This window comes from Rhodococcus sp. KB6, from assembly GCF_001445685.1.
Taxonomy (GTDB): Bacteria; Actinomycetota; Actinomycetes; order Mycobacteriales; family Mycobacteriaceae; genus Rhodococcus_F; species Rhodococcus_F qingshengii.
The window spans coordinates 143,400-167,998 of sequence record NZ_LNAK01000156.1; the positions used below are offsets into that span (position 1 = coordinate 143,400).

23 protein-coding genes are annotated in these 24,599 nt (G+C 61.7%); 15 read left to right on the forward strand and 8 right to left on the reverse strand.

The annotated features are described in order from the left end of the window. Positions 1 to 17: 17 nt before the first annotated feature. Entirely contained in the window at positions 18 to 917 is a 900-nt protein-coding gene (locus ASU23_RS30800) for a LysR family transcriptional regulator (RefSeq protein ID WP_058039382.1), read from the reverse strand. Positions 918 to 1,036: 119 nt separating this feature from the next. On the opposite strand from ASU23_RS30800, the gene ASU23_RS30805 reads away from it, so the two are divergent. Then, positions 1,037 to 2,263, forward strand: coding sequence for an MFS transporter (locus tag ASU23_RS30805; RefSeq protein WP_058039365.1), 1,227 nt, complete (start codon positions 1,037 to 1,039; stop codon positions 2,261 to 2,263). Positions 2,264 to 2,301: 38 nt separating this feature from the next. Further along, entirely contained in the window at positions 2,302 to 3,765 is a 1,464-nt protein-coding gene (locus ASU23_RS30810; RefSeq protein ID WP_058039366.1) for an amidase, read from the forward strand. A 1-nt stretch (position 3,766) separates the two neighbouring features. On the opposite strand, the gene ASU23_RS30815 is transcribed toward ASU23_RS30810, so the two are convergent. Continuing rightward, a complete protein-coding gene (locus ASU23_RS30815; RefSeq protein ID WP_003943122.1) occupies positions 3,767 to 4,183 on the reverse strand; it encodes a VOC family protein in 417 nt (138 codons plus the stop codon). A gap of 323 nt (positions 4,184 to 4,506) precedes the next feature. Between ASU23_RS30815 and ASU23_RS30820 the strand changes: the two genes are divergently transcribed. The 8 genes from ASU23_RS30820 (at position 4,507) to ASU23_RS30855 (ending at position 16,534) form a co-directional block, all read left to right on the forward strand. After that, positions 4,507 to 7,845: a DUF4132 domain-containing protein gene (locus ASU23_RS30820; RefSeq protein WP_172827112.1), complete on the forward strand. Its 3,339-nt coding sequence runs from the start codon at positions 4,507 to 4,509 to the stop codon at positions 7,843 to 7,845. Continuing rightward, complete coding sequence (locus ASU23_RS30825) at positions 7,842 to 8,930, forward strand: AAA family ATPase (protein WP_058039368.1); 1,089 nt, start codon at positions 7,842 to 7,844, stop codon at positions 8,928 to 8,930. The genes ASU23_RS30820 and ASU23_RS30825 overlap by 4 nt, the downstream gene beginning before the upstream one ends. Beyond that, positions 8,885 to 11,137 (forward strand): DUF5682 family protein, encoded by a 2,253-nt coding sequence (locus tag ASU23_RS30830; RefSeq protein ID WP_156423207.1) that lies wholly within the window; start codon positions 8,885 to 8,887, stop codon positions 11,135 to 11,137. The genes ASU23_RS30825 and ASU23_RS30830 overlap by 46 nt, the downstream gene beginning before the upstream one ends. After that, positions 11,134 to 12,351: a VWA domain-containing protein gene (locus tag ASU23_RS30835; protein WP_003943008.1), complete on the forward strand. Its 1,218-nt coding sequence runs from the start codon at positions 11,134 to 11,136 to the stop codon at positions 12,349 to 12,351. Before ASU23_RS30830 ends, ASU23_RS30835 begins: the two co-directional genes overlap by 4 nt. After that, entirely contained in the window at positions 12,348 to 14,273 is a 1,926-nt protein-coding gene (locus ASU23_RS30840; protein WP_037130464.1) for a hypothetical protein, read from the forward strand. The genes ASU23_RS30835 and ASU23_RS30840 overlap by 4 nt, the downstream gene beginning before the upstream one ends. Before the next feature lie 198 nt (positions 14,274 to 14,471). Beyond that, on the forward strand, positions 14,472 to 14,990 hold the full coding sequence (locus ASU23_RS30845) for a MarR family winged helix-turn-helix transcriptional regulator (protein ID WP_058039370.1): 519 nt from the start codon (positions 14,472 to 14,474) through the stop codon (positions 14,988 to 14,990). Positions 14,991 to 15,111: 121 nt separating this feature from the next. Next, on the forward strand, positions 15,112 to 15,612 hold the full coding sequence (locus ASU23_RS30850; RefSeq protein ID WP_058039371.1) for a hypothetical protein: 501 nt from the start codon (positions 15,112 to 15,114) through the stop codon (positions 15,610 to 15,612). A gap of 10 nt (positions 15,613 to 15,622) precedes the next feature. Further along, positions 15,623 to 16,534 (forward strand): NmrA family NAD(P)-binding protein, encoded by a 912-nt coding sequence (locus ASU23_RS30855; RefSeq protein WP_253741554.1) that lies wholly within the window; start codon positions 15,623 to 15,625, stop codon positions 16,532 to 16,534. A 42-nt stretch (positions 16,535 to 16,576) separates the two neighbouring features. Here the strand turns inward: ASU23_RS30855 and ASU23_RS30860 are convergent, their stop codons facing one another. Beyond that, positions 16,577 to 16,822, reverse strand: coding sequence for a DUF3253 domain-containing protein (locus tag ASU23_RS30860; protein ID WP_021346052.1), 246 nt, complete (start codon positions 16,820 to 16,822; stop codon positions 16,577 to 16,579). A gap of 108 nt (positions 16,823 to 16,930) precedes the next feature. Here ASU23_RS30860 and ASU23_RS30865 point away from each other — a divergent pair, with 108 nt between their 5' ends. Together ASU23_RS30865 and ASU23_RS30870 are read left to right on the forward strand one after the other, a co-directional pair. Continuing rightward, positions 16,931 to 17,557 (forward strand): class I SAM-dependent methyltransferase, encoded by a 627-nt coding sequence (locus tag ASU23_RS30865; RefSeq protein ID WP_007735599.1) that lies wholly within the window; start codon positions 16,931 to 16,933, stop codon positions 17,555 to 17,557. 128 nt (positions 17,558 to 17,685) lie between these two features. Then, positions 17,686 to 18,153, forward strand: coding sequence for a hypothetical protein (locus ASU23_RS30870; protein ID WP_020971317.1), 468 nt, complete (start codon positions 17,686 to 17,688; stop codon positions 18,151 to 18,153). A 19-nt stretch (positions 18,154 to 18,172) separates the two neighbouring features. Here ASU23_RS30870 and ASU23_RS30875 read toward each other — a convergent pair whose 3' ends face one another. From ASU23_RS30875 to ASU23_RS30885, 3 genes are all read right to left on the reverse strand, one after another. Further along, positions 18,173 to 18,610, reverse strand: a complete 438-nt coding sequence (locus ASU23_RS30875; RefSeq protein ID WP_007735601.1) for an SRPBCC family protein — start codon at positions 18,608 to 18,610, stop codon at positions 18,173 to 18,175. Between the two features lie 96 nt (positions 18,611 to 18,706). Continuing rightward, entirely contained in the window at positions 18,707 to 19,393 is a 687-nt protein-coding gene (locus ASU23_RS30880) for a hypothetical protein (protein WP_058039373.1), read from the reverse strand. Further along, positions 19,390 to 20,310 carry a LysR family transcriptional regulator gene (locus ASU23_RS30885; protein WP_058039374.1) on the reverse strand — a complete coding sequence of 307 codons (921 nt, stop codon included), beginning with the start codon at positions 20,308 to 20,310 and terminating at the stop codon, positions 19,390 to 19,392. Before ASU23_RS30885 ends, ASU23_RS30880 begins: the two co-directional genes overlap by 4 nt. A 95-nt stretch (positions 20,311 to 20,405) precedes the next feature. Here ASU23_RS30885 and ASU23_RS30890 point away from each other — a divergent pair, with 95 nt between their 5' ends. Next, the gene (locus tag ASU23_RS30890; RefSeq protein WP_058039375.1) at positions 20,406 to 21,545 is read left to right on the forward strand and encodes a YbfB/YjiJ family MFS transporter; all 1,140 of its coding nucleotides are present in this window, start codon (positions 20,406 to 20,408) and stop codon (positions 21,543 to 21,545) included. Between the two features lie 284 nt (positions 21,546 to 21,829). On the opposite strand, the gene ASU23_RS30895 is transcribed toward ASU23_RS30890, so the two are convergent. Beyond that, positions 21,830 to 22,036 (reverse strand): hypothetical protein, encoded by a 207-nt coding sequence (locus ASU23_RS30895; RefSeq protein WP_156423208.1) that lies wholly within the window; start codon positions 22,034 to 22,036, stop codon positions 21,830 to 21,832. 110 nt (positions 22,037 to 22,146) lie between these two features. Here ASU23_RS30895 and ASU23_RS34550 point away from each other — a divergent pair, with 110 nt between their 5' ends. Next, positions 22,147 to 22,764 carry a Fic family protein gene (locus ASU23_RS34550; RefSeq protein WP_058039376.1) on the forward strand — a complete coding sequence of 206 codons (618 nt, stop codon included), beginning with the start codon at positions 22,147 to 22,149 and terminating at the stop codon, positions 22,762 to 22,764. Further along, positions 22,761 to 23,324, forward strand: a complete 564-nt coding sequence (locus ASU23_RS30905) for a recombinase family protein (protein WP_058039377.1) — start codon at positions 22,761 to 22,763, stop codon at positions 23,322 to 23,324. Before ASU23_RS34550 ends, ASU23_RS30905 begins: the two co-directional genes overlap by 4 nt. Positions 23,325 to 23,702: 378 nt before the next feature. Here ASU23_RS30905 and ASU23_RS34095 read toward each other — a convergent pair whose 3' ends face one another. Continuing rightward, positions 23,703 to 24,248: a putative Ig domain-containing protein gene (locus ASU23_RS34095; protein WP_058039378.1), complete on the reverse strand. Its 546-nt coding sequence runs from the start codon at positions 24,246 to 24,248 to the stop codon at positions 23,703 to 23,705. Between the last annotated feature and the right edge of the window lie 351 nt (positions 24,249 to 24,599).

Genomic DNA, 24,599 nt, shown 5'->3' on the forward strand with positions numbered 1-24,599 from the left:
CGACTTACTGATCGACGTCAGGAGGGACAGGTGTGCGCTTCCTCGATCGCTTTCGCGAAAGCGCGAAGTCGTGGGCTTTCGAGATCGGTACGCCACACGAGACCCAAAGCAGATTCGGGTAATCCGTTGATCGGTACGAATGTGATGTCCGAGCGCTGGCTGTATGCAGCGGTCGCAGCGCAGAGGATGAGGCCGACCTGACTGAATGCGACCTGCGACAGGCCTTCCTGAACGGTGCTCGCCCCACCCTGCGTGGGAATCGTGGCTCCGCCCGGCGTCGTGCTCGGGGAATTCACACGCTGCCAATAGTCGGGGGCGGGGCCGGTGATGGGTACCAGGCAGATCTGCGCCAACTGCTCGGCGTCGATCACGCTCAGTTCGCTGAACGGGTGATGGACTGAGACGGCGAGGGTCTGGGGCTGTCGAGAAAAGACGAGCCCGGTTGTCAGTTCCGGCTCATCTACGGGGAGAAGGGCCACTGCCGCATCGATTCGCCCGGCGAGTACATCACTGAACGGATCACCCAGGGGTAATTCTTTGATGGTCACGCATGTTTGCGGATGTTGTATTTCGAAACGAGAGACAGCAGCCGCGATCGAATCGTAAATTGCTCCTTGGAAACCCACCCGAAGCGGCGCCGGCATGTTCCGTGCTCTTGACTGAGCGTCCTCGATTACTCCGACAAGCGCACGATGCGCGGGAGCCAACGACGCAAGAAAATCGGCACCGAATTCAGTCAGGTGAACGCGGCGACTGGTGCGCGCCACCAGGCTGGTGCCGATACGACGCTCCAACGCGCTGATCAGCTGACTCACTCGGCTCTGGGAGATGAACAGCCGCTCGCCGGTGCGACCGAAGTGCAGTTCTTCAGCGAGAACGAGGAAGCACTCGATCTCACGCATCGGAGGCTCCGACATTTTCACTCCGACCTTCGACTCATTCGACCACTCCATCATGGCTCATCGATGAATTGAGCTAATGGTTGGATGAGCGATTCGCCGTTGATCCATCGGCGTGCAGGAGCTTCTCTGGTTACATGCCCCACTCCGCATCTGCACAGAACAGCCCTGCGTCCACGTCCTCAACCCACGCACACACCATTGAGAACCACTGGGCTGCGGTCGCGCTGATCGCAGCGTCCACCTTCGTCGTTGTCGCGGCAGAGATGATGCCGGTCGGGCTACTCACCCCGATCGGTGCTGCTCTGGTGGAAAGTGAAGGGACCATCGGGCTCTCACTGGCCATTACCGGATTGGTGGCAGCGGCCACTGCCCCGTTTGTGCCCATCGTGACCCGGCGCTTCGATCGTCGGTCGACGCTTATCGTTCTGATGCTTGTAGTCGCCGCGGCGAACGCCCTCACGGCCCTTGCTCCGAGCTTCGTTTTCCTCGCTGTGGCTCGCGTCCTTCTAGGCGTGAGCATGGGTGGAGTCTGGGCACTCGCAGCTAGTCTGGCACCCAAATTGGTGGGTTCCAGATCCGTCGGGTTGGCGACCACGATCATCTTCAGCGGAATCGCTGTTGCCTCAGTTCTTGGTGTCCCTGCTGGGACGTATATCGGGGCAGTCGCCGGATGGAGCGTGGCGTTCTGGACTCTCAGCTGCGCGGCGACGCTGATCGCGATCGCCATGATCGCTGTCCTACCCACGATGCCAGCTGATCGGGCCTTGTCGCTCGGGAGTCTCGTGGCGGCCTTTCGGAACCCAGGAGTCCGGGTCGGATTCGCGATTACCGCGCTCATCGTCACCGCTCATTTCGCGGCGTACACCTATGTGCGTCCGGGGCTGGAGTTCTTCGCGGGGTTGAACGCTTCGCAGGTCGGCACAATGCTCCTGATCTACGGTGCATTCGGTGTCGTCGGCAACTTCATCGCCGGGCCGTCCGCTGCAAAGTCCCCGAAGGCGGTGGTCGTCAGCCTCAGCGTGGGAATAGCGGTCACACTCGCCCTGTTTCCGATCTCGGCTACCACCTTGATCGCAGCTGCTCTGCTCATGGCGGCTTGGGGCCTCTTCTACGGTGGTGCATCGGTGAGTACTCAAACATGGATTGCACAAGCAGCTCCCGTTCACCGCGAGGCCGCTTCTGCTCTGTGGGTTGCAGTCTTCAATGCAAGCATCGCGCTCGGTGCGTTCGCGGGCGGACGCATTCACGACCACTCTGGTTCCGAAACGGTCTTCTGGACAGCCGCGGGAATCGCAACTCTGGCAATGCTGCTCGCGACATTCCGCAGTCCCGTCGTGGCAAAGCGCGAACTGACAAACTAGTCGCCCACACAAACCTTTATAGAGGCAGGACAACAGATATGCACCAGACACCCGTTTCGGCATTCATGGATGTGGCCGAGATGCTCGAACGCTATCGGGACAAATCGCTTTCTCCGGTGGACGTGCTCGAGTCCACCATCGAACGTATCGAGGCGCTCAACCCGACCTTGAACGCATTGGGACACACTTTCTTCGATACTGCACGAGCACAAGTGAAGTCAGCGGAACGCCACTACGCCCGCGGCTCGGATGTCAGCCTTCCGCTCGCCGGTGTTCCCGTTGTGGTGAAAGAGGATGAACCGGTGCAAGGACAACCTTGGACTCAAGGGTCCAAGGTCTATGAGGATGTGATCGCCACTCACACTTCCACTTTCGTGCAGCGAATCATCGACGCCGGTGCGATCGTCCACGCGCGATCGACGGCGCCCGAATTCTCCTCGGCCGCGTTCGCACAGTCCGAGTTGTGGGGCGTCACTCGCAATCCGTGGAACACGAAATACTCCTCCGGCGGGTCTTCCGGTGGATCGGCAGTCGCACTTGCCACGGGGATGACGCACTTGGCTACCGGTTCCGATGTTGCAGGATCGATCCGAACTCCGTCGTCGTTCAACGGAATTGTCGGGTTCAAGCCACCACACGGCCGTGTCCCGGTCGATCCTCCCTTCAATCTCGATCGCTACTGCCACTGCGGTCCGATGGCGCGCACCGTAAGTGATTGCCTCACACTGCAGTCGGTCATCGCGGGACCGAGCTCCACTGACATTGCCTCGCATGTGCCGGCATCGCCGCTGCCCGGCCTCGCAACGCATTCGTTGACAGGAATGCGTATCGCCGTGATCCCCGCGTTGGGTGACTGGCCGGTTGATCCGGACGTTGCCGCCAACACCGCCAAGTTGGTGGACACCCTCACTGCGCTGGGCGCACGCGCGGAGATCATCGAAGTCGACTTGTCACGCGCTGCAATCATGCGTGCGGCCGCCATTCACTACGATCACGTGTTCGGTGCATCGATCTCCGCCGAAGCGTCCGCGCACCCCGACAAAGTCACGGAGTACGCGAAGGAATTCGCGCGATGGGCACGCCGCACCCGTGGTGACGCGACTTTCCTCGACGGACTCGCGATCGAAGCCGAACTGTATTCGTCGATCGGATCCCTGTTCGACACCTATGACGCGTTGATCACTCCGGCAGTGGCGACGGAGGGCTTTCTTGCCGGCGACGACTACGTGGGGCACGGAATCAATGTGGCTGGAACAGAATTGGAGTTCTACCTCGAGGCTGTACCGGCCATCACCTTCAACATCCTGAGTAGCTGCCCGGTGCTGACAATCCCCACAGGTTTCGCTCGGAACGGAATCCCCACGGGCACACAGATAGTTACGCGACCGTACGACGACCAGACGGCCTTTGCGATTGGGCTCGCCCTCGAGAAGGTCCTGCCGTATCCCGGCAATCACCCGGATTGTCGTGCCTTCTCGCGAGAATTTCGGGCAGGCGGGTGAATCACGCCACGCAGAATTCGTTGCCCTCGGGATCGGCCATGATCACATGGTGACCCTCGAATCTTTCCAATTCTGATGCGCCCGCGCGTAGTAGCCGTTCGACCTCGCGAAGGATTGTCGCCCACTTCTGAGTCGGGGTTCCGTCTCCGGATACCCGGAGATCGAGATGTAATCGGTTCTTGGCCACCTTGGATTCAGGAACCTGTAGAAGGCAGAGGCGAGGAGCCACTCCGAGCGGGTGGTGCAACCAAGCTCCGCCCATCCCGTCGTCTTCGTCGTCGAAAGTGGCAAGCCACTCCTCGCGAGTCGAAAAAGGCTGCGGTGGTGGCTCATCGACGTATCCAGCGGCTATCTTCCAAAACGTAGCCAAGCGGTCGGGGTCTGTGCAATCCATCGTCAGATCGACGCGAGTGAGCATCTGTCGATGTTAACGCCCAAGGCAATCGAGTGCCGGGAGGGAGGAAGCTTGCGGCATTCTTCGGAACCAAGCTGCTCGCCGCTATTTCCGCGTGCGACGTGGGCAGTCCACCGGTCCGTCGGCTGCTCGATTGTCAGCAGCAGCAGATACTCGACCAGTCGCTTGTAGCGTCGATCCCGTATTCGGCCCTGTGCCAATGTGCAGGAGGACGTCACCGCAACCGCTGTCGGGGGCCGCGTTCGGGAATGTCGAACAAGCCGATCGTTCGGATCGCTATCATTCTGGCTACGCCCGCCGACCGGGCCGGGATCTCGAGGAGACGCGTGAACCACACCACGACCGAATCTACTGCCGTGCCGCCCGCGTCATGGTTGCCGATGAAGTACCCCCGGCGCGGCGGTTTTGCCGCCGACGTGGCACCTGTCGATCCCGCAGCCGGTGCCGAACTCGATCGACAATTCGACAGCGACGACCAGTTTCGCGAATTCAGTTCGGCGTATTTGGTCAATGATCCTGATCCTGACGAGCTCACCCTCGCCGCCCGGAAGTATCAAGCCGGTGAGATCTCCGCTGTCGGTGCAGCTGCTTTGTACTGCATACTCGGCCGCTACGCAGATAATGACCGGCAACAATCGACAGTTCTCGTGGACGGGTTGGTGGCACGGCACGGGTTGGTCTTCGCGGTCGAAGCACTCTTGGAATGGGCCGACCTGCGGTTCGTTCATGTTTCGGTGCCTGTGTCAGAGCTGGGACCCGACGCGGTAATTGTAGTGGCGAACATCGGCGGTGAGTCGCCAGCTGCGGGATACAAGATGCCTGAGTATGTACTGCGCGAGCATCTCGGGCGGACGGACGAACCTGATGCGCAAGTGGTCCGCGAGCACATGCTCGACCGTATGCGCGGCCTGTTGGCGACAGCCTCTGACGAGGACTACGCCGCAGCCCGAGAGGTGGCGTCGTCGATGCGCACCAACAGCACCCGCCGTTTGACGGCGTCGTACATCTTTCCGACCGAGGAAGGGTGGTCGGAAGAACTCATCATGGGAATGCGCGCTCGGTGGTATCACTGGAACACTCAGCTGACGGTTTCGTCGAACACGGTACAGCAGCTCGAACGGGTGACCGACTCACACGCAATGCGCAGTTGGCTCGAGGACGAGGCGATGATTGCCGCAGTAGTTGACGGCATAGGTGCAGGTCTTACCGGACTGTTGGTCGATGCGTTCGACAAACCAAACCAGTACGGACACATGAGGGACGAGGCGACACTGCTCCGAATCCTCTGGGCGCTCTCGGCGATACCCACCGACGAAGCGTTCACTGCTCTGGTTGAACGTCGCCACGTGAAGAGTGCGTTGCCCGCGGTCCTACACGCAATGCAACATTACCCACGTCGAGCATTGAAGATATTGGCAGAGAAGGATATCGACCTGTTGGACCGTCACGTGCGGGCGAATCCCGACATCGCCGCCGAGCTGTCGCCTACACTTCCCGAGCCTGCACGGCGAAGGATCGCCGAATTGTCGACGCCGACGCCCGAGGCCACGGATCTTCCGCCCATTCTCGTCGCGCCGCCGTGGTCGAACAGAAAGAAAGCGCTCGACGTCGCGGTGATCGGTGATCTCGTTGCTCCTGAAATCAGCCGAATAGTCTGGCTTCCAGGTGAACTCGAACAAATCAAGAACACTCCGAGCGACTACTCCTACACCACGTGGGAAAATTACAAACAGTATGTGCAGGATGTATCACCGCGTTCCACCCATGACTGGAACACCTGGGTGATTTTTCTACTGGCCCCAGACGAAATCGCGCGCCCGTTCCTGACGGACTGGCCCGGAACCTCGCTCAAGGATCCACTTCGGGTTGTCGCTCGCTACGAACTCGATGCGCTGCCGCTGATGCTTCGCTTCACGCGCGCTCATCCAGGTGCCGCGGCGCCATACTTGATGCCATATGTCGATATCGATGTCGCGCGCGTGCATGCGACGATGTTCGCCACCAGGAAGAATCTCCGCAAACCTGCGATGGCGTGGCTGGTTCGACACGCTGAAGATGCAGTGGCACTACTCGTTCCAGACGCAGTGGGTCCGGCAGGTGCTCAACGTGATCATGCTGCCGCCGCCCTGCGTGCGCTCGCCAGAACAACCTCACGCGAGACAGTGGTCGACGGAGCGAACCGGTACGGCCCCGAAGCCGGGCAGGTAGTCGCCGGCATTGTCGATCTCGACCCGCTCGAGATGTTGCCCAAGCGGATACCGAAAACTCCGGTTTGGGTGGATGTCTCTTCACTTCCGCTGATTCTGAACGAGAATCGATCGGCCGCACTGCCGACGTCGGCGGTGTCGACGATCCTGACGATGTGCGCAATCGGAACCGCGGACGCTCCTTACGCCGGACTCGATGTAGTAACTGCGTATTGTGACCGATCGTCGCTCGCCGAGGCCGCGTGGGAACTATTCGAACGATGGTGGGGTGCCGGCGCTCCGTCGAAGGACAACTGGGTGATTCTTGCGCTGGGTTGGCTCGGCGACGATTCGACAGTGGCAAGATTGGCACCCCTCGTCAGACGGTGGCCAGGTGAGAATGGTGCAGCACGAGCACAACTCGGTCTCGATGCACTGGCTGCACATGGGTCAGCCCGCGCGTTGACAGAACTCGATCACATCTCCCGAAAAATGAAGTTCAAGTCGTTGAAGAACGGAGCGGCACAACGCGTCGCAGAGTTGGCCGACAGTCTCGGGCTCGATCGAGAACAGCTGGCCGACCGGATCGTTCCTGATCTCGATCTGACGCCGGACGGCACTATGAACTTCGACTACGGGACGCGGATGTTCACCGTTGGTTTCACGGAGGCTCTCGTGCCTTATGTGCTCGACGGAGGAGGTAAGAAGACGTCAGGACTGCCCAAACCCACCAGAAATGATGACGTTGTTCTCGCCGAGAGTGCGAAGAAGCGATTCACCGAGCTTAAGCGAGAAACGAAAGCTGTTGCTGCCGAGCAGATCAAACGCCTGAACCGTTCGATGGTTACCGGGCGCCGCTGGACTAGGACAGAATTCGACGACTTCGTGCTCGGCCATCCGCTGCTGATTCACGTTGCACGGCGACTGCTGTGGGCATCGTTCGATGACAGCGGTCTGCCTACAGTCGTGTTCCGGGTCGCGGAGGACAGTACCTTGGCCGACATCGACGACCAGACCGTCGAGCTACCGGAGGGCCGTATCGGGCTAGTACACCCCGCGCACATACCCGATACGGTGGGCGCGTGGTCCGACGTGTTCGCCGACTACGAAATCTTGCAGCCTTTCCCACAGTTGGGTCGTGCTGTCCACGATCCGCTACCCGATGACGTCGACGGGAGTGGACTGAGTCGATTCACCGGAGTAACCGCCAGCCCCAGTCAGGCACTGCGGTTGACGTACAGAGGATGGGAACCGGTGTGGGAGAACCCAGCTTCCTGGGGACAAGGCCTGCTGTACCAGCTCAGCGATGACGTGTCTGTTCTGTTGGGGTTGGAGCCCGGGATGGGGACGGGAGACCCCTACAACGGGTACCCCGATCAGAAGCTCGTTTCGGTGGAACTCCGTGGGGGGACTTTGAACGATGTCGATCGTGCGACGGTCTCCGAACTCATCGCAGACTTGGCAGGGTTCGCCTCGTGACTTCACGAGTCCAGCGCCCACCGGCTGAGGAGCGGTTTGCCGAGGAACTTGCGCGTTTGGCCGAAGAAGACACTGGGCCGCGACCACCGGGGTGGCGTCTAACCCTCACGTCGGCGCGGACGTTCGTCATGGGCGACGTCGAGCTGGGAATAGCGCCGAAATACGTAGGCAACGCATCGCTCGTCGAACGCTCACTCGTCACCTTGGCGACGACACGTGGATTGATGCTGGTCGGAGAACCTGGTACTGCCAAATCGACACTGTCAGAGCTCATCGCCGCTGCCGTGAGCGGGGATTCGACCCTCACGATCCAGGGCGGTGCCGCCACGACCGAGGATCAGATCCGGTATTCGTGGAACTATGCACTGCTCGTCGCGGAAGGCCCCTCGACTCGATCGATGGTTCCAGCGCCGATGATGCGTGGAATGGCCGAGGGACGCGTCGTGCGGTTCGAGGAGGTCACGCGGTGTCCGCTCGAAGTGCAGGACACTCTGTTGTCGTTGCTGTCCGAACGGGTGCTGGCAGTCCCGGAACTTTCCGGAGACGACGCAATGGTCTATGCCCGTGAGGGTTTCAATGTGATCGCCACCGCAAACACCCGCGACCGTGGCGTCAACGAGATGAGCGCCGCACTCAAACGGCGCTTCAACTTCGAGACCGTGCACCCGATCGCCGATTTCGACACCGAAGTCGAACTCGTGCGAACAGAATCGGCGGCCTTGCTGCGTGCTTCCGGTGTAGCTGCAGAACAAGATCCGGCAGTGTCCGAGTTGTTGGTCACGCTGTTTCGTGACCTACGTACAGGATTCACCGCGAACGGATCGCCGGTCGAGCGACTGTCATCGGTGATGAGCACGGCTGAAGCGGTGTCCCTTGCGCATGCCACCGGTATTCGTGGGTGGTTCTTGCGAGGAGACGCCGGTACCGTCACCGACCTCGCCGAGTCCCTGGCCGGTACGGCGACGAAAGACAACAGTGAGGATGCTGCCCGGTTGCGCCGCTACGTCGAGAAAGTAGGGTCGCAGCGGACGAGTGCGGCATGGCAAGAGCTACGCCGGGCGCACGCACGTCTGACCGGACCGTGAGCGTCGCTGTGGTGGACGCTGGTCGCGACGTCGTGGTGATCGGGATTCGGCACCACAGCCCTGCGTGTGCTCGGATCGTGGCGGAGACCATTGAACGCCTGCAGCCGACGCATGTCTTGATCGAGGGACCCGCAGACTTCACCGATCGAATCGATGAACTGAGACTCGATCACAAGTTGCCGATCGCGCTGTACTCCCACGTGCGACGAGGAGCGCACACGCGCGTGACATGGGCTGCCTTCACCGATTGGTCTCCAGAATGGATCGCCCTTCGGTCGGCCTCCAAGGTGTCGGCGGAGGTTCGGTTGATCGATCTTCCCGCCTGGCACCCCGCTTTCGACGGGTCGCCGGACGAGTACAGTGTGGCTGCAACAGTATTGGCGGCCGGACTGGGACTGGACACGGTCGACGCGATGTGGGATCACGTCGTCGAGTCGCGCGCCGATACGCTCACTGTCGGGGAATTGACTGCCGTCCTCGACGACTACTTCGATGCGATCCGGGTAGGTGACGCCACAGTATCCGAGCGCGAACAGTACATGGCATCGTGGATACGGGCCGCTCGAGAGCGCCCCGGAAGCGGTGCGGTCGTTGTCGTCTGCGGCGGGCGTCATCGGCCGGCGATCATGTCCGAACTGGCTCGCGGTAGACCGACCGACGGATTCTGGCCCGCCGTTCCGACCGCGGGCCCTGATGTCGACATCGGCAGTTACCTGGTCCCCTATTCCTACAGTCGTCTCGACCTGGAATCCCCATGGTGGTACGAGAAGCTCTGGCAGAAAACGACATCGGCCGGGGAGGTTGCAGCCGCGGCGATCGTCCGTGATTTGCGATCCCGGAATCAACGCGTCTCGACAACGGATTTCATCGGATTCCGTACGCAGATCCTCGGACTCGCCGCTATCCGTGGTCACGCGCTGCCGACGCGACGAGATGTATTAGATGCTGCAGCAAGTACATTGGTGGGTGAGGCGTTGGCGTCGCCGCTGCCTTGGACACTCGCAGGGGAACCTCTGGGGCCCGAACCCGACCCCGTCATCTCGGCCTGTATGCGCACGATGCGAGGTGATCGGCGGGGCACGCTACACCCTGATTCACCGGTACCGGGATTGGTTTGTCACGTCGATATGCTCCTCGAGGAGTTCGACCTCTTGCCCGGCCCTGTTGCACTCGACTTGGCCGACGAGCTTAGTCGTCAGCGTAGTCGTGCATTACATCAGTTGCGTGTGCTGGGAGTGCCAGGATTCGAGCGAACTGCAGGTCCAGGCAGTGGTTCTGCAGTGGTGTCGACAGAACGGTGGATGATTGTCGACTCCGCAGACCGCCTCCCGGCGCTGGTCGAGGCTGCAGCCAAAGGCCATACTCTGGTAGAGGCAGCTGGGGCCACCCTGGAATCTTCGCTGACTTCGGCTGCGGCTGATGTCGAGCGTCTTGCACACATTCTGTTCGATGCAGTTCTTTGTGGACTCGACTCGGTGGCTGACCGAACCGAGTCGATCGCATCCGAATCATTGAAGGGCGTAGGAGATCTCGGGGGCACAGGCCTGCTGCTTCGAGCCGCTCTGGACCTGTGGCGGCACGACTCACTCTTCGGGAGCCGAGGGTCCACACTGCTCGGGGCGATAATTGATTCGGCGTCCTCGCAGGTCGTTGCGTTGGCGCACCGAGTTCGGGCCACGACCGGTGGCGCTGATCTCCTCCGGATATCAGCTCTCGCAGCGTTATCCGATGCGATGGAGTATGCGACGGAGATCCTCTCGACTGATCCGGCCGACGAACTGACCGCTCTGGCACGTGACAATGGTGCCGCGGTCGACATCAGGGGATCGGCCCTGGGAACGTCCTGGGATCGAATTCCCCCCGATGCAGCAGTCGACGCCGTTCGATCGATTCCTGCAGAACACCTCGGTGATTGGTTGTGCGGACTGTTCGGAGTAGCACGTGAGCGTTTTCTGGACGCGGAATCCAGCGACACAGTGTTGACCGCCGTCGATGAAATCGTGAGCAGACTGTCCGAACACGAGTTCCTGACAGCACTTCCCGCGCTACGGCAGTCCTTCGAATTCTTCCCTCCCCATGAACGCGACATCATCGCGCGCCGCCTGACAACGTCGACACCAGAGGTTGCAGTCGTGAACTCCCTGGATGTCGGAAGGCAGCTCGACGCCCGGGTGGACGACGCGCTTGCCCAGATCGGTATGCGATGAACATCGAACGATGGCGGCTGATTCTGGGTGATGCGTCGGCCGGAGTACTCGGTGATCCAACGGGCGATGCGGCTGAACGCGACGACGCGTTGGAGTGGCTGTACGGCCGTGACCCGGCTCGCAGCGCGCAGGGCGTTCGCGCTGGAACTTCCCGACTGCAGGGGACCGACTCCGTAACGACTGGAGACAACCCGGGTGGCGGAGATACGCCCGGTTCCCCGGGTGCGGTTCCGCCGAGTCGCAAGGATGGGCGGTATCGCCCCAATGGGCTCGGCGAAACGACGGTGACGGCCGTGGACTGGCTCGACGACATCCACCGTCTTTTTCCTCGCGAGACAGTTCATCGACTCGAACGCGACGCCGTGGAGAAATACGAAATCACCGAAGTGGTGACAGATTTGGAAGCGTTGCAGCGTATCGAGCCCAGCGTGACTCTGCTTCGAGCAGTGCTGCGTACCAAACACCTGATGGATCCCCGAGTTCTGGCGATGGCAAAAAAGGCTGTCGACAATGTCGTACGCGAGTTGATCGAGAGGCTCTCGGTGGACGTCCGCAGGACCTTCCACGGCAAACGTAGCCGGCACAGAACAGCGTTTCGTAATTCGCGCAATTTCGACTTCGAGGCAACGGTTCGCGCCAATCTGCAGCATTGGTCACCGCAAACACGCAAGATTGCTATCGAAAAGCCTTTGTTCACTTCGCGAACTCGTCGGCACACGGATACGTGGACGTTGATTCTGTTGGTCGACCAGTCCGGATCGATGATCGACTCTGTCATCCACTCGGCGATCACCGCTGCATGTTTCTGGAATGTCCCCGGATTGAGGACTCACCTCATTGCATACGACACCAATGTCGTCGATCTCACGTCCGAGGTTCTCGACCCGGTCGAGCTCTTGATGAGCGTCCAATTGGGAGGCGGGAATGACGGTGCAAAGGCCGTCGATTATGCCGCGCAACTTGTGGATACGCCGCAACGAACGATTGTTGTCATCATCTCCGATCTGTACGAAAGTGCACCGGATCGGTTCGTCCGGAGCGTTGCCGGTCTCACGGACAATGGTGTGCGTGTCCTGGCGCTTGCTGCGCTCGACGATGCTGGTGACCCTGATTACGACCGTGAAATTGCCCGTCGCTTGACGCGACTGGGTGTGCACGTCGGTGCGATGACTCCCGGAGGGCTGGCCGAATTCGTGGCCGGTTGTATTCGATGACGTCCCGGCCTGATCTGGCTGCGCTCACCGACGATGCGCTTGCGCTGGTCGCCAATCGCGGGCTCGTCAAGCGAGCCGCGCGTATGTTCGCCGAGGAAACGCCTGAACTCTTGGTGACGAGCGAACGGATCCTCGTCAGGTACGGCGACGGTGTCGAAACCAGTCTTCCTGCCGGCATTCCATTCTCGGAAGCGTCGTGCACGTGTGGCGCCAGCTCGGTGTGCCGGCACCGTGTCGGTCTCGTTCTCGTTTATCGGGCGAATCACGGGTCGAGCTTCGATCACATAGACTGGACGCCAGGGGAATTCGATGACGAGGCGCTGGAGGCATTCCTCGGAGGGGCGGTACTGGCACGGGCGAATCGGACCAGGCTGCAGGGCTACCAGGCAACAGTGCATCGAGCTCGAGGTACAGATCCTGTTGTGCGAGTCGAACTCCCGCATTGCACGGTCCGGTTCTTGGTCCCACACGAACTGAGTCACGCCCATTCTTCGGCATCTGCGCACACGACGGCAGAAGCGATAGCACTTGCCGTGTGGGCGGTTCGGGCGGCGGACGAATCCGGAACCGACCATGTGCACGTGGGTCGGAGTTCAGTCGTGCGAGATGCTGATCGAAGTGCTCTGGCAAGGGCCTTGGCGCGGACGATCCTCGTGGACGGTCTGTCCACCACAACGGCGGTGCAACACGCCACTGCCGTCAGAGACACGCGCACAATTGAGGCAGGTTCCGCAATCTGGTTGGCCGATGCGTGCATAGAACTGACTGACCAGATCGAGGCCTATTCGATGCGGCATGCCGGGCACAGTCGCACACGAGTGGCGATGATCATCGCCGAGATTCATGCGAGGGTCGAACTCGGTGAATCGGTCGATTCATCGCTTGCCGGGACAGTACTGGGGACCGAGACTCCCGGTGAAACTCCGCTGCGTCGTTCACGTTTGATCAGTCTCGGCGCGAGGGTGACGGCGACTGGCGATTCGACTACCGCCGATATCTACTTCGCCGAACCAGATTCGGATGCAGTTTTTCTCATGAGTCACGATTGGTCGAGTGAATCCGACGAGGCACTCTCCGGGTATGCGATCTCGACTCGCCGAATTGCCGGTTCGACGGTCGCCGCTTTGGCTTCATCGACAGTGCTCACAGAATCAGCGGTTCGCCGTGCCAACCACAGAATCCGCCTCGGGCGTAAAGGGATCGGGCGTACTTCCATTCTCCCTCTTGGTGTCGACGCGTGGGAAAAATCGATTGACGTGGTGGACGATTACGCCGAGATGCATCGCCGGTTCATCGAGCGCCCGCCGTCGTTTGCCCGAGCCCGGCTGACTACCGATGGCGTCGGTGTGATGCGAATAGATTCTGTAATCAGCACCGATTACGCTCCTGCAGAACAGATATGGACAATGCGGGTCGGAGATGGGCGTGGCAACCTGGCGCAGGTGAGCGTCGTACATCGAGCGCAAGCGCCCGGTGCAATCGACGCGATGGTCCGGGCAATGTCGGCCCGGCCGAGGGCCGTGAGCGGTCGGCTGACTGTCCGTGCCGGTGCGTTGTGGATGACACCATTCGCTGTTGCATGCGACCTGGGCGTCATCGTTCCCGATCTCGAAGAAGGCCTCGGCAGTGCGACGATGACTCGCGCAGTCACGACGGGCGGTGTGGACGCCATCGACAGTGCGCTGGAGGGAGCTCTATCCGTACTCGCGGACATCGCTCACCGCGGGCTGAGAAATGCGGCTGAGCCTACTATTTCTGCGCTTCGTCGTTGTGCAGCAGGGGTAGTCATGGTCGGTATGGATTCAACGGCGCGAGCCTTGGAGTGCGTAGCCGATGCGATTTCGTTCGGTGAGCTGGAGACGTCGGCAGATGCGTGGGTTCATGCTGTGATCCGGATCGTCACGGCCATCGAATCACGTTGAGACACCCGGCTTTGCAACCCTTCCAGTGATCAGCCTGCCTGCAGGCTTCAATTCTGACGGGCTGCCAATGGGTATACAGGTTCTGGCTCGCAGTCATGCCGATCTGGACCTGTTGCAACTCGCGCACGGCTTCGGCAGCGTTGACACTAGCTCTGGTGGAGGGTTGACCAGAATGTAGTTAGGTGCCATATTAGTTGCATGGCAGTGGACGGAACCGATCGCGACTCACCCACTTTGGATCAGGCGCGGCGGCAGTTGGAGCATTACGGCCTCGGGTCCGATCCGCAGGCGGTGCTGGTTGCGGTGCGGTTGATCTCGGCGGGCGCGCGGCTCGGTCGAGCGACTGAGGTTCACTTCGCGAGGTATGGACTGTCGACCGGCCGTTACCGACTGCTTGCGGATCTGGAAGACCACGACGGGGAGAAATCTCCCTCACGTCTGGCGGCTGATCTCGGCGTCTCGCGAGCCACGGTCACCGGCTTGGTCGATGGGCTCGAGCAGGAGGGTTTGGTCGCTCGACGTCCGTCCGCGGAGGACGGGCGTGGTGCGGTGGTCGTCCTGACTGCTCGTGGCGCTCAGCGGTTACGTGACATGGCGCCCGAACACTTTGCTCGTCTCGAGGAAATGGTCGACGAGCTCACTGTCGACGAGCGAGCGGTTTTTTTGGATCTGCTCTCGCGGGTCGTTCGCGGTATCGGTGCGCTGACTGCGGAGTAGTCGGCTGGGATTCCAAGTATTCGCGTAGCGATTCGAATCGTCGTCAATTCTCGACAGAGACTTCTCTTTTCATGCCCAAATAGTTAGCCACCTAATTATAATCGGAAAGTTGGTCTCCTTCATGTCCGGACTCACCCCACCGATCCGTCGCGAAAACAAAAGGGAGATAACCGATTCCAATCGATTCGACTCGGTTGCCGATCGTCGCGGCGCACGACCTTTCATCCTGTGGAGAGAGGTGCTGGTCGCCTACCTTGCCCCTGCGCTGATGGCGGGTGCGGGCGGAGTCGCATCCGGCCAATCGGGCCTCACGATGGCGGCATTTACGTCCATCGCGGGCACGTCGGCAGTGGTGGCGTTGCTGATCGGCTCCTGGCTGCTGCGTCGCGGGAGGTCACGGCCGTGGACCACGGCCCTGCCTCGCATCATGGTGGCGGCAATTCTTGCCGTCGGAGCCGCTGTGATTGCTGGTCTCGTCGGGTGGTTCGCCTCCCGTTGGCTACCAGCTCACACGAGCGTGGTCGACACTGCTTGGCTTGCTCGCCTGCAACTCGATCTACCGATATCTGCCGCTGTCGCTGCCGTCATCGTCAGCTGGCGATGGCGCCGTCAGAATCCCTGACAGACAACACATGTCAACGATCCCCGGCTTCCCGGGGAAGACCGAAAGGAACACGATGATCGTCATCATGGGAGCGTCCGGAACCACAGGCGGCGCGTTGCTACACAGTCTCGCATCCTCGGGTGTGCCGAGCCGAGCGCTGTCCCGCGACCCGGACAGGCTGAGCGCCCACCTCGGCGACTTGGCCGACGGTTTGGTCGAAGTAGTGCCGGCCGATGCCGCAGACCCAACTTCGCTACGGACGGCTTTCAAAGGGGCCGAACAGCTTTTCCTCGCCATGGCCAACGGACTCGAACAGGTCGAGCTCGAAACGCGTGTGATCGACATAGCCGCCGAGAGCGGCGTCGAACACATCGTCAAGATCTCCGACCCCGCCGCCGCGGCCGACTCCCCCATCGCTCTCTCCCGCGGCCACCATGCCGTCGGCGAACACCTGCGTGCATCCGGGATCCGCCACACTCTGCTCCGCCCTTATGCGTTCATGCAGAATCTGTTGCTCCTGGCTCCGGCGGTGGCTGCGCAAGGGGTGATTCTGGGCGCGATGCGGGACGCGCCGTGCAACTGGATCGACTGCCGAGACATCGGTGACGTCGCCGCGGCCGTGCTCACACGCGCCGACCTCGCCGGCGGCACCTACGTCCTGACGGGCAGCGAGGCAGTCGGCTACGGCGGCATCGCCGATTCTCTGACCCGCATGCTCGATCGCCCCGTCCAATACATCGACCTTCCACCGCACGAACTTCGGCAAAACCTCGTCGATCATGCCCACATGCCTCCGTGGCTGGCCGAGCACATTCTGGAGATCCAGCAACTTGCCGTCTCGCGCCCGGAGTCACCCACCGACACGGTGGCACGTGCCCTGGGGCGTGAGCCACGAAGCCTGGATGCGTTCCTGCGTGAGCATCTGGACCGTTTCCGCTGATTCACGCTGCGAGAGCAGTGCCGCCAGAAGTCACGCGGTTGATCAACGAGCCCACCGAATCCTGATCGGACCTCGTACGGATTCCGGGTCGACGACTTCGCCGCCTTGGGTGATCTGCACTTCGCCGTGGGCCACCATGTGGCGGGCAGCCTCTCGGACGGGTTCCATCAGCGGACGCCAATTGTCGGGTGCTGCTGCGCGGGCCACGTCGGAGGGGCAGATGCTCGACTCGGCCGATCGGGCACTGAGTAGTTCGCGGATCTTCGCCGCCAGTTCTTTCTCTTCCACCGTGTGACCTCAGTTTCCGGTCGTGACCGTAGGCCTTCAACAGAGTATGAACCTTCGGTTCGGCGAGTTGTGGCGAAGGAATGGTGCACATCGATAATCATTGACGGCGTGGAGAATTCGAGTGCAACGCGCCGCGACGTAGTCCGAAAGTCGTATTCGGCCAGATCCCAGGAGTACACGGACCTCTTCGGCTCGATGGATTCGACGCACGTATCTGATCGGGCCCTGGTGACCAGCTGGGCTGCCACTTTGACCGGCCCCGTGCTCGACGCCGGGTGCGGGCCGGGGCAGTGGACAGACTTCCTGGCCCAGAGCGGGCTGGCTGTGAGCGGGATCGATCTCGTGCCCGAGTTCGTCGAACGAGCACGCAACCAATACCCGGATCTTTCCTTCGAGGTCGGGGGCTTCGAGGCGTTGGACGCGAAAACGAATTCACTGGGCGGCGTGCTGTCCTGGTACTCGCTCATTCACCATCACCCGCAAGATATCGAGGCACCGCTCGCTGAATTCGCGCGCGTGATCCGCCCAGGTGGTGGGTTGCTGGTGGGCTTCTTCGAAGGCACAACGGTAGAGCCTTTTGATCATGCCGCGACGACTGGTTATCGATGGCCGGTGACCGAACTTGCCGAGGTGCTGGTCACAGCGGGTTTCGACGTGATCGAGACCCATACCCGGACGGGGAGCGGCTACAGGCCGCACGGCGCAATCACTGCCAGCCGGCGCGGCGTCGAATAGCGGATCGAGACAGCGGATCGAGACAGGGCGAGCAATTCTCTTTCATTCATTTCGTGTGAGTGGTGTGCTGGATGAGTCACTTCCCGGCTTTTTCAGCACCGGATCATCCACAGTTGAAAGAAGGCGCCATGACCACGATCCATCTTCACAAGACGACCACTGCGACGCCCGAACAGGTCCTTGCCGGCCTGACCGACTTCGGCCCGGGCCGTGAGGAAATCTTCGGCCGCAGTGCGGACAGCTACCTGAAAGTGCACCAACAAGGACCCCACGATGCTGATGTCACCGAGGGCTCCAGTGGTATCTGGGAGCGTCTGCACTACGACTGGACCGACCCGCACCGCGTCGTGATGACAACCACCGACTCCAACCTGTGGGGCGGGGCGTCGAGCCATACCTACACGCTGACCCGGCAACCGACGGGTCTGACCGATGTCGATGCCGTCGTGGTCCGGGACGGCAAGAACCTCAAGGGAAAGCTCCTGGCGTCGGTACTCGGACTCGTCGGCACCCAAGTGCTGGGAAAGTCGTTCACGAAGTCCATCGATGCCATCGAAGCTCGCAACGGTGGCGCGAGCGGCGGCAACACACAGTGACAAGAACCTGACGGACTTGTCAGAGCGCTTCGAGGGCTTCCGTCATCTTCTTCACCGTCTCCGGTGCCACTTTGGCTTCGAATCCCGCCTTCAGGAGAGGCGACGCAATCTTGGCGGCACCGTTGAACTCGACGTTCGCGTGATATTCGATCTCGGTCGAGTTCGGACCCACCGAAGTCAAGGTGATGTCGTCGGTACTGGTGGCAGTCTTGTTCTTTCCTTCGAGAACAACGTGATTCAGCTCGTCGGTCACCAGCGTGTACGTCAGTTCCGTGGTGACGCCGAACAGCTTGGACACGTTGTGCCACTGGGTTCCGACGCCGACAGGACCGTCGGAGATCTGCGTGCAGCTCTCGGTGCCCGGATCCCACGTCGGCGCATTGGCGAAGTCGCGGAGAAACGCCGCAGCCTTTTCGATCGGTACCTCGGCGGTGAATTTGCGGGTGACGTCAACCATGCGGTGGGCCTTTCGGTTCATTTTTCGGCGGTAGTGCCGCGGTGAGAGTTCGTTCCGACGCCCGGGCTACCCAAACTCGACAAACGGTAACCGTCTTCAGAGGACTGCGCGGTCCAGTGGACGCGGAAGCGGATCGAGTGCGCCGGTCTCGCGCAGGCGCTCGTACGCCCGAACGACCCCATCGACGGCCCCGATCTGTAGCAACACGCCGCCCGGTAACGCGGCAACGCCTGCTGCGAGGTCACCCGGGATCGCGTCAGCGCGAGCGGACGAGAGGTAGCCGACTCGGCCGATCACGGGATCACCGACGCGATAGTCGGACTCGTCTTCGAGAGCGTCGAGGATGTCGTCGTCGGTGACATCTCCGAAGTCCGGTTCCCACACCGCGGCGAGCATCCGAAGTAGTTCTGTCTCAGGAACTTCGGCGGTGTCCGGCGCGCTGACGGCAATAATCATCGACTGAAGGACGATTTCAGGTTCGCCGCCCGCCAAGCCGGAGAGTTCGAGCCCCCATTCGGGCCCTCCACTGGCTACGAGCCTCAATCCGATTCCCAGACGATCCGACCAGTCTTCGGCGGCCTGCGCGTTCTCGAGGGCCTGTGCCAACTGGTCGACGGTCACGGCAGTAGCAGGTCCAGCGGAATGGATCTGTTGCCACGACCCGTCGACCACCTCGGGCAACAGGAATTCGACTTGCTCCAACGTCCGACGCCACCGGGAGGCCACGGCCTGCGCCGATTCCGGCCGTCGTCCCCAGAAAACTCGAATAGCGCGTCGTGTCATCGAGTCCTCCGGTAAGGATCGTCCATGGGTAGCCATCTCCCGTCCTCGTGGATTCCGAGATCAGTGACGCCGCGGGTGAGAGCGTCGACGGCCGCGAGAACGGCAGGGCGCGTTTCGTTCTCACGACACAGGAGTGACCACGTCCAGATTGTCGCCGGGTCGATCATCGGGCGTGCCGTGAGATCGCTCGGCAGCGTGATGGTCTGCCCTTTGGGCGAGTTGACGACCGGACGGCCGACGGCACGGACGTGATCGAAGAATGCCGGGCCGGTGATACCACCGTCGTTGATGCGCATGATCTGTGCGCCGGTATCGCGAGCGAATTCTTCGGCGAAGACGTTCCACGAATACCAGGAGGTGGTGTCGTCGTCGACGAGCACGACGACGTCGCGTGCCCGCACCGGTGTGGTGTCCTCTCCGGTGGAGACGGCGTAGAGCCGATCCGCACCGAGCAGTCTGGCGCTCAGAGCATGTTGGGCGACATCGTATTTCCGTACCCAGGCGATCGCCAGATCGAGGCTGCCGTCTGCCACCCGCGCGGCCTGTGCGTGTGATGGCACCACCCAGGCGTCGACGTGCAGTTGCGCGACCCCTGAAGTGCGCGCGATCAGATCCGTGGGGAGCCAATTGACGTAGCCGATCCGGACGGGCTCCGCTCCGGACAGACGCTCCGCGCGGCGCCGCAGATTCTCGGCATTCTCGAGTAGCGCACGGACATCGGGGAGCAGCGCCGCGCCGGCTGGCGTCAGAGCGACGGAACGGCGGTCGCGGACGAACAGCTTGACGCCGAGATCGCGCTCGAGTGCCATGATCTGCTGCGACAATGACGGCCCGGCTATCAGTAGTCGTGCCGCGGCTCGGCCGAAGTGCAGTTCCTCGGCGACGACCTCGAAGTATCTCAGCTGACGCAGCTCCACGATCCTTCATGCTACGTGCGGTGGGAGGTTGCGCCTATCAGTCAGGAGCAAAGCGGTCGTGGCGGTCCGGCGCGGCCGGGGCACACGATAAGACCATGAGCACAGTCCACAACGGCGTCTCCCCACGAGCGCACGCTGTCCAAGCTGCCGCTGCGCTGGCGGCGAGCATGGGAATCGGTCGATTCGTGTACACACCGATTCTGCCGTTGATGCACACGCAGGCCGGTCTGTCCGCCTCGCTCGGCGCAACCTTGGCGACAGCGAACTACCTCGGGTACCTCATCGGCGCGCTCGCGGGAATCCTCATTCCCGGCGTGGTGCGCTCGGCAGCGGTGATGCGTACGTCGTTGGTGGTCCTCATCGCGACTTTGGCGCTCATGCCCACTACCCACGACGGATCCATCTGGTTCGCCTTGCGGCTCGTCGCAGGCATTGCCAGTGCCCTCGTCTTCATGATCGCCGTCAGCGCTTTGCACGCGCACCTTCGGGGGCAGTCCCAATTCCTGGCCGGATGGGGATTCGGCGGAGTTGGGTTGGGTATCGCCCTGTCCGGGGTCCTCGTGTTGGTCGTCCGCTTCGTCGGCACCTGGAGCACTGCCTGGCTGGCATCTGCGGCCCTTGCAGTGGTGTGTGCGGTCGCAGCCTGGGGATTAACGCTGGAACCGCGTCCGGTCATCACACCGGACGCGCCGAGAACTCCCACTCCCCAACGCGGGTTCACTGCCTTGTTCATCAGCTATTTCCTGGAAGGCATCGGCTACATCATCGCGGGCACGTTCCTTGTTGCCGCAATCGATCTCGCCGCTCCAGAATGGGTCGGCAGCGGCGCTTGGATAGTGGTCGGTCTGGCCGCATTTCCCTCGTGCGCCCTGTGGGCTTGGCTCAGCCTGCGTTGGTCGAGGCCGACTCTGCTTCTCGTTGCCCTGTTGATTCAGGCGGTGGGCATAGCGCTTCCTGCTGTGATCGGAGGCGTCGGCCCCGCACTGATTTCAGCTTTCCTGTTCGGTGTCACCTTCCTTGGTATCGGGTCAATTGTGTTGGCAATCGGCGCGCACCTGCAGTTCCCACGCGCCGTGGCGTTGCTGACCGCTGGATACAGCGTCGGTCAGATTCTCGGCCCACTCGTTGTCACTCCGTTGCTGCGAGACGGGTATCGCGACGCTGGCTGGCCGGAATTACCGTGCGTGTCACCGATGCTGGCGGAACCAATCTCGTCGAAATCGACATGCTCGTGACCGCCGACGCCATCACCGAAGTGCCGGCCACCGTTTGAGCCGGGCAATTACGGGCACGCGAAAAGGGCCGGTGAGCAATGCGCTCATCGGCCCTACGCGTACGAACTCGACCGATGTCACCAGTTCTGGAGGATGTAGATGTTGTTGTTCCAGATCGCAGGATCTGTGAGCGAGAAGGAGATTTCACCGCGGTGGGACGCCGTTTCCTCGACCAACTGATCGATGCTGGCGTAGACGTACTGGCCGTCGCCCTTGTAGATCGAGCCTTCGCCGAGGGCGATGCTCTAGTAGTCGTTCGGAACAACCTCGAGGAAATCCGCGGCATTGGTGTCGGCAATGAATTGAGTTTCGTTCGGATCGAACCGAACACCGACATACCCGTTGCCGGAGTAGGGGGTTGCGGCAGATGCGGCACCCGCACCGAGGAGGGCGACAGCACCGGCTGCGACAGGGACCAGCAGCGCAGCTACGGCCATACGTGAACGGGACATGGAAACCTCCTGTGACGCGAAGGCTGCATCGGCCGCAACCCACTTTGATGTAACTGACGGTATCGCAAAATCGAGTAACTGAACATTTGCGACAAGATGACCTCGGTCACGTGGTCGAGGGACCGGAAGTCCGGCATTCGTGCGTCAACCACCACAGCCACGAAGCGTTCGTCCAGGACCTCGCCGGCCACTGGGGAGACCTGACCAGCGTCCACCCGTTCGTCGACGGAAACTCCCGCACCCAAAGGGTTTTCTTCGACCAACTCGCCCGCGACGTCGGATGGGCCATCGAATGGCGCGAACTCAGCGTCGACGCCGTCCAAGCCGCCCGCAACTTCGCCTACATCGACGGCGGAACCATCCTCGCCGACGTCCTACGGCCCGCGATCAAACCCGTCACCGAAGTGCCCGCGGACTCCATCGCCACATCACCCCGCGGCACCACCATGACCTTCCCCGAGCACTGGCAGGCCATGATCGAGCACTACGACACCATGCCCGAACAGACCTACACGTGGGCTAGCCAGATCAAACCCGAAGCACCACAACATGAACCACAAGTGACCGAGATTCGGCCAACACTTGAGCCCGTCGCTCCGGAGCGGGAACTAGCCGACCTCGATACCACCAAGTTCCACACCCACTGGAGCCCCGAAGTCGATCACCAACTCCTGAACAGCCGCACCATCCCACAACACAGCAGCAGACCAGAAGGACCGAGACTGTGAGCATCATCGGATACGCCCGAGTCTCCACCCTCGAACAAAACCCCGAACTGCAAGAACACGCCCTCCGACAAGCCGGCGCAATCCGCATCTTCACCGACTTCGAATCCGGCTCCAAAACACAACGTCCCCAGCTCACCGAATGCCTGAACTACCTCCGCGACCACGACGGTGATGTCCTCGTCGTCTGGAAACTCGACCGCCTCGGACGATCCGTCCGCCATGTCATCGACACCGTCCACAACCTCGGCGAACGCGGCATCGCATTCCGCTCCCTCACAGAAGGATTCGACACCACCACCGCAGGCGGCGAATTCCTCTTCCACATCATGGCAGCCCTCGCCCAAATGGAACGCCGCATGATCGTCGAACGCACCCACGCCGGCCTCGAAGCCGCCCGCCGGCAAGGCCGACATGGCGGCCGCCCGACCGTCATGACACCCGAACGCACGGAACTCGCCCGCACCCTCCGCGAACAAGGCAAAAGTCTCGATGCGATCGCCTCGACACTCGGGGTCGGCAGATCCTCGGTCAGCCGCGCACTCCTGACGGACGCTCAATAGATCGATTGGGATCTCTCTACCCTCCCGCTCGCCCGAATCACCGAGTAACTAGCCTAGGAAAAACCATGACATTGCGTCATGAGGAACCAGCCTTTCTCGATGACCCGAAGGTCATATCCACATGTCCCTCGAAGAGGGGCATGACCGACAGCAGAGCGGTGATCGGCCAGCCGAATCACCGTCATATGTTCGAGATGTTGCCGCTAGTTACCTCCCCACATCACGACCCCGACACGCTGACACCCGTTGCTCCTCCCAAGTGCTTCCCTTCCTTGTTCGCATTCAGGTACAACAAGAGCAGTGGCCGTCCACCCGAGGTCGGGTGGACGGCCACTGTGCGCAGCTGGCGGGAAGGGCAGGCTGGTCAGAAGGTCCAGTTCAGTGAGTCACTGCCCAGCGATCCGAAGGCCCCGCCGGGGGCGTGGTGGCGGTGATGTCGAGCACGACCGGCAGCACCGCAGCATCGCCGATGCCGTTGGTGGCGGTGACCGTTAACTCGAATCGACCACTGGTGGTGGGGGTTCCGGACAGAACACCCTCCGCGGACAGAGTCAGGCCATCGGGCAGAGCGCCGGCGGTCACGGCCACGGTGGGGGCGGGCCGGCCGGTGACGGTGAACGCGTGACGGTAGGGCTGACCGACGACACCGGCGGCGGGTAATCCGGTGAGGGTCGCAGATTGTTCGGTCTCGATCACCGACACCGAGTTGCTGCCCTGGTTGGTGAAATAGGCGTGGCCGCCGTCGGGGGTGATCGCCACCCCGACCGGACTCACGCCGACCGGGACGGGGGCGCCGACGACGGTGTCCGCTGATGCCGGACCCGCCGCGGCGACGAAGGCGGTGACTGCCAACGCGGCAGCACCGGCGCACGCGAACAGTCGAGCCCGCCGCGTCGGTGACATCGATCGATGAAGAATGGCCATACCAGTGTGCCCTTTTCCGGATGTATTCCGCACCCTCGGCGAAGCGCGCGGCGCGGCCACGGGGAAGCGTCCACAACACCAGAACATAACGGATGGTCACCCGGAAACAGGTCGCAACGGCCCGAATTCGGACACCGAAAAACTACGGACACGACTGCCCGTCCGGTCAGCATTGCGGGGTTAACGCGATCCTAACCATTCGATGTGAGTGGTCCGATTCGCGTGAGGAGTGCGCAAACCTGTTCCCGCACCGGATGCGATCTCGCCGACCTCGATCGCTAGTCCTCGTCCTCGTACTCCGGTTCGGGCTCATCCACCCATGCCTGATACCCCGGACTCGTCAGACGCAAG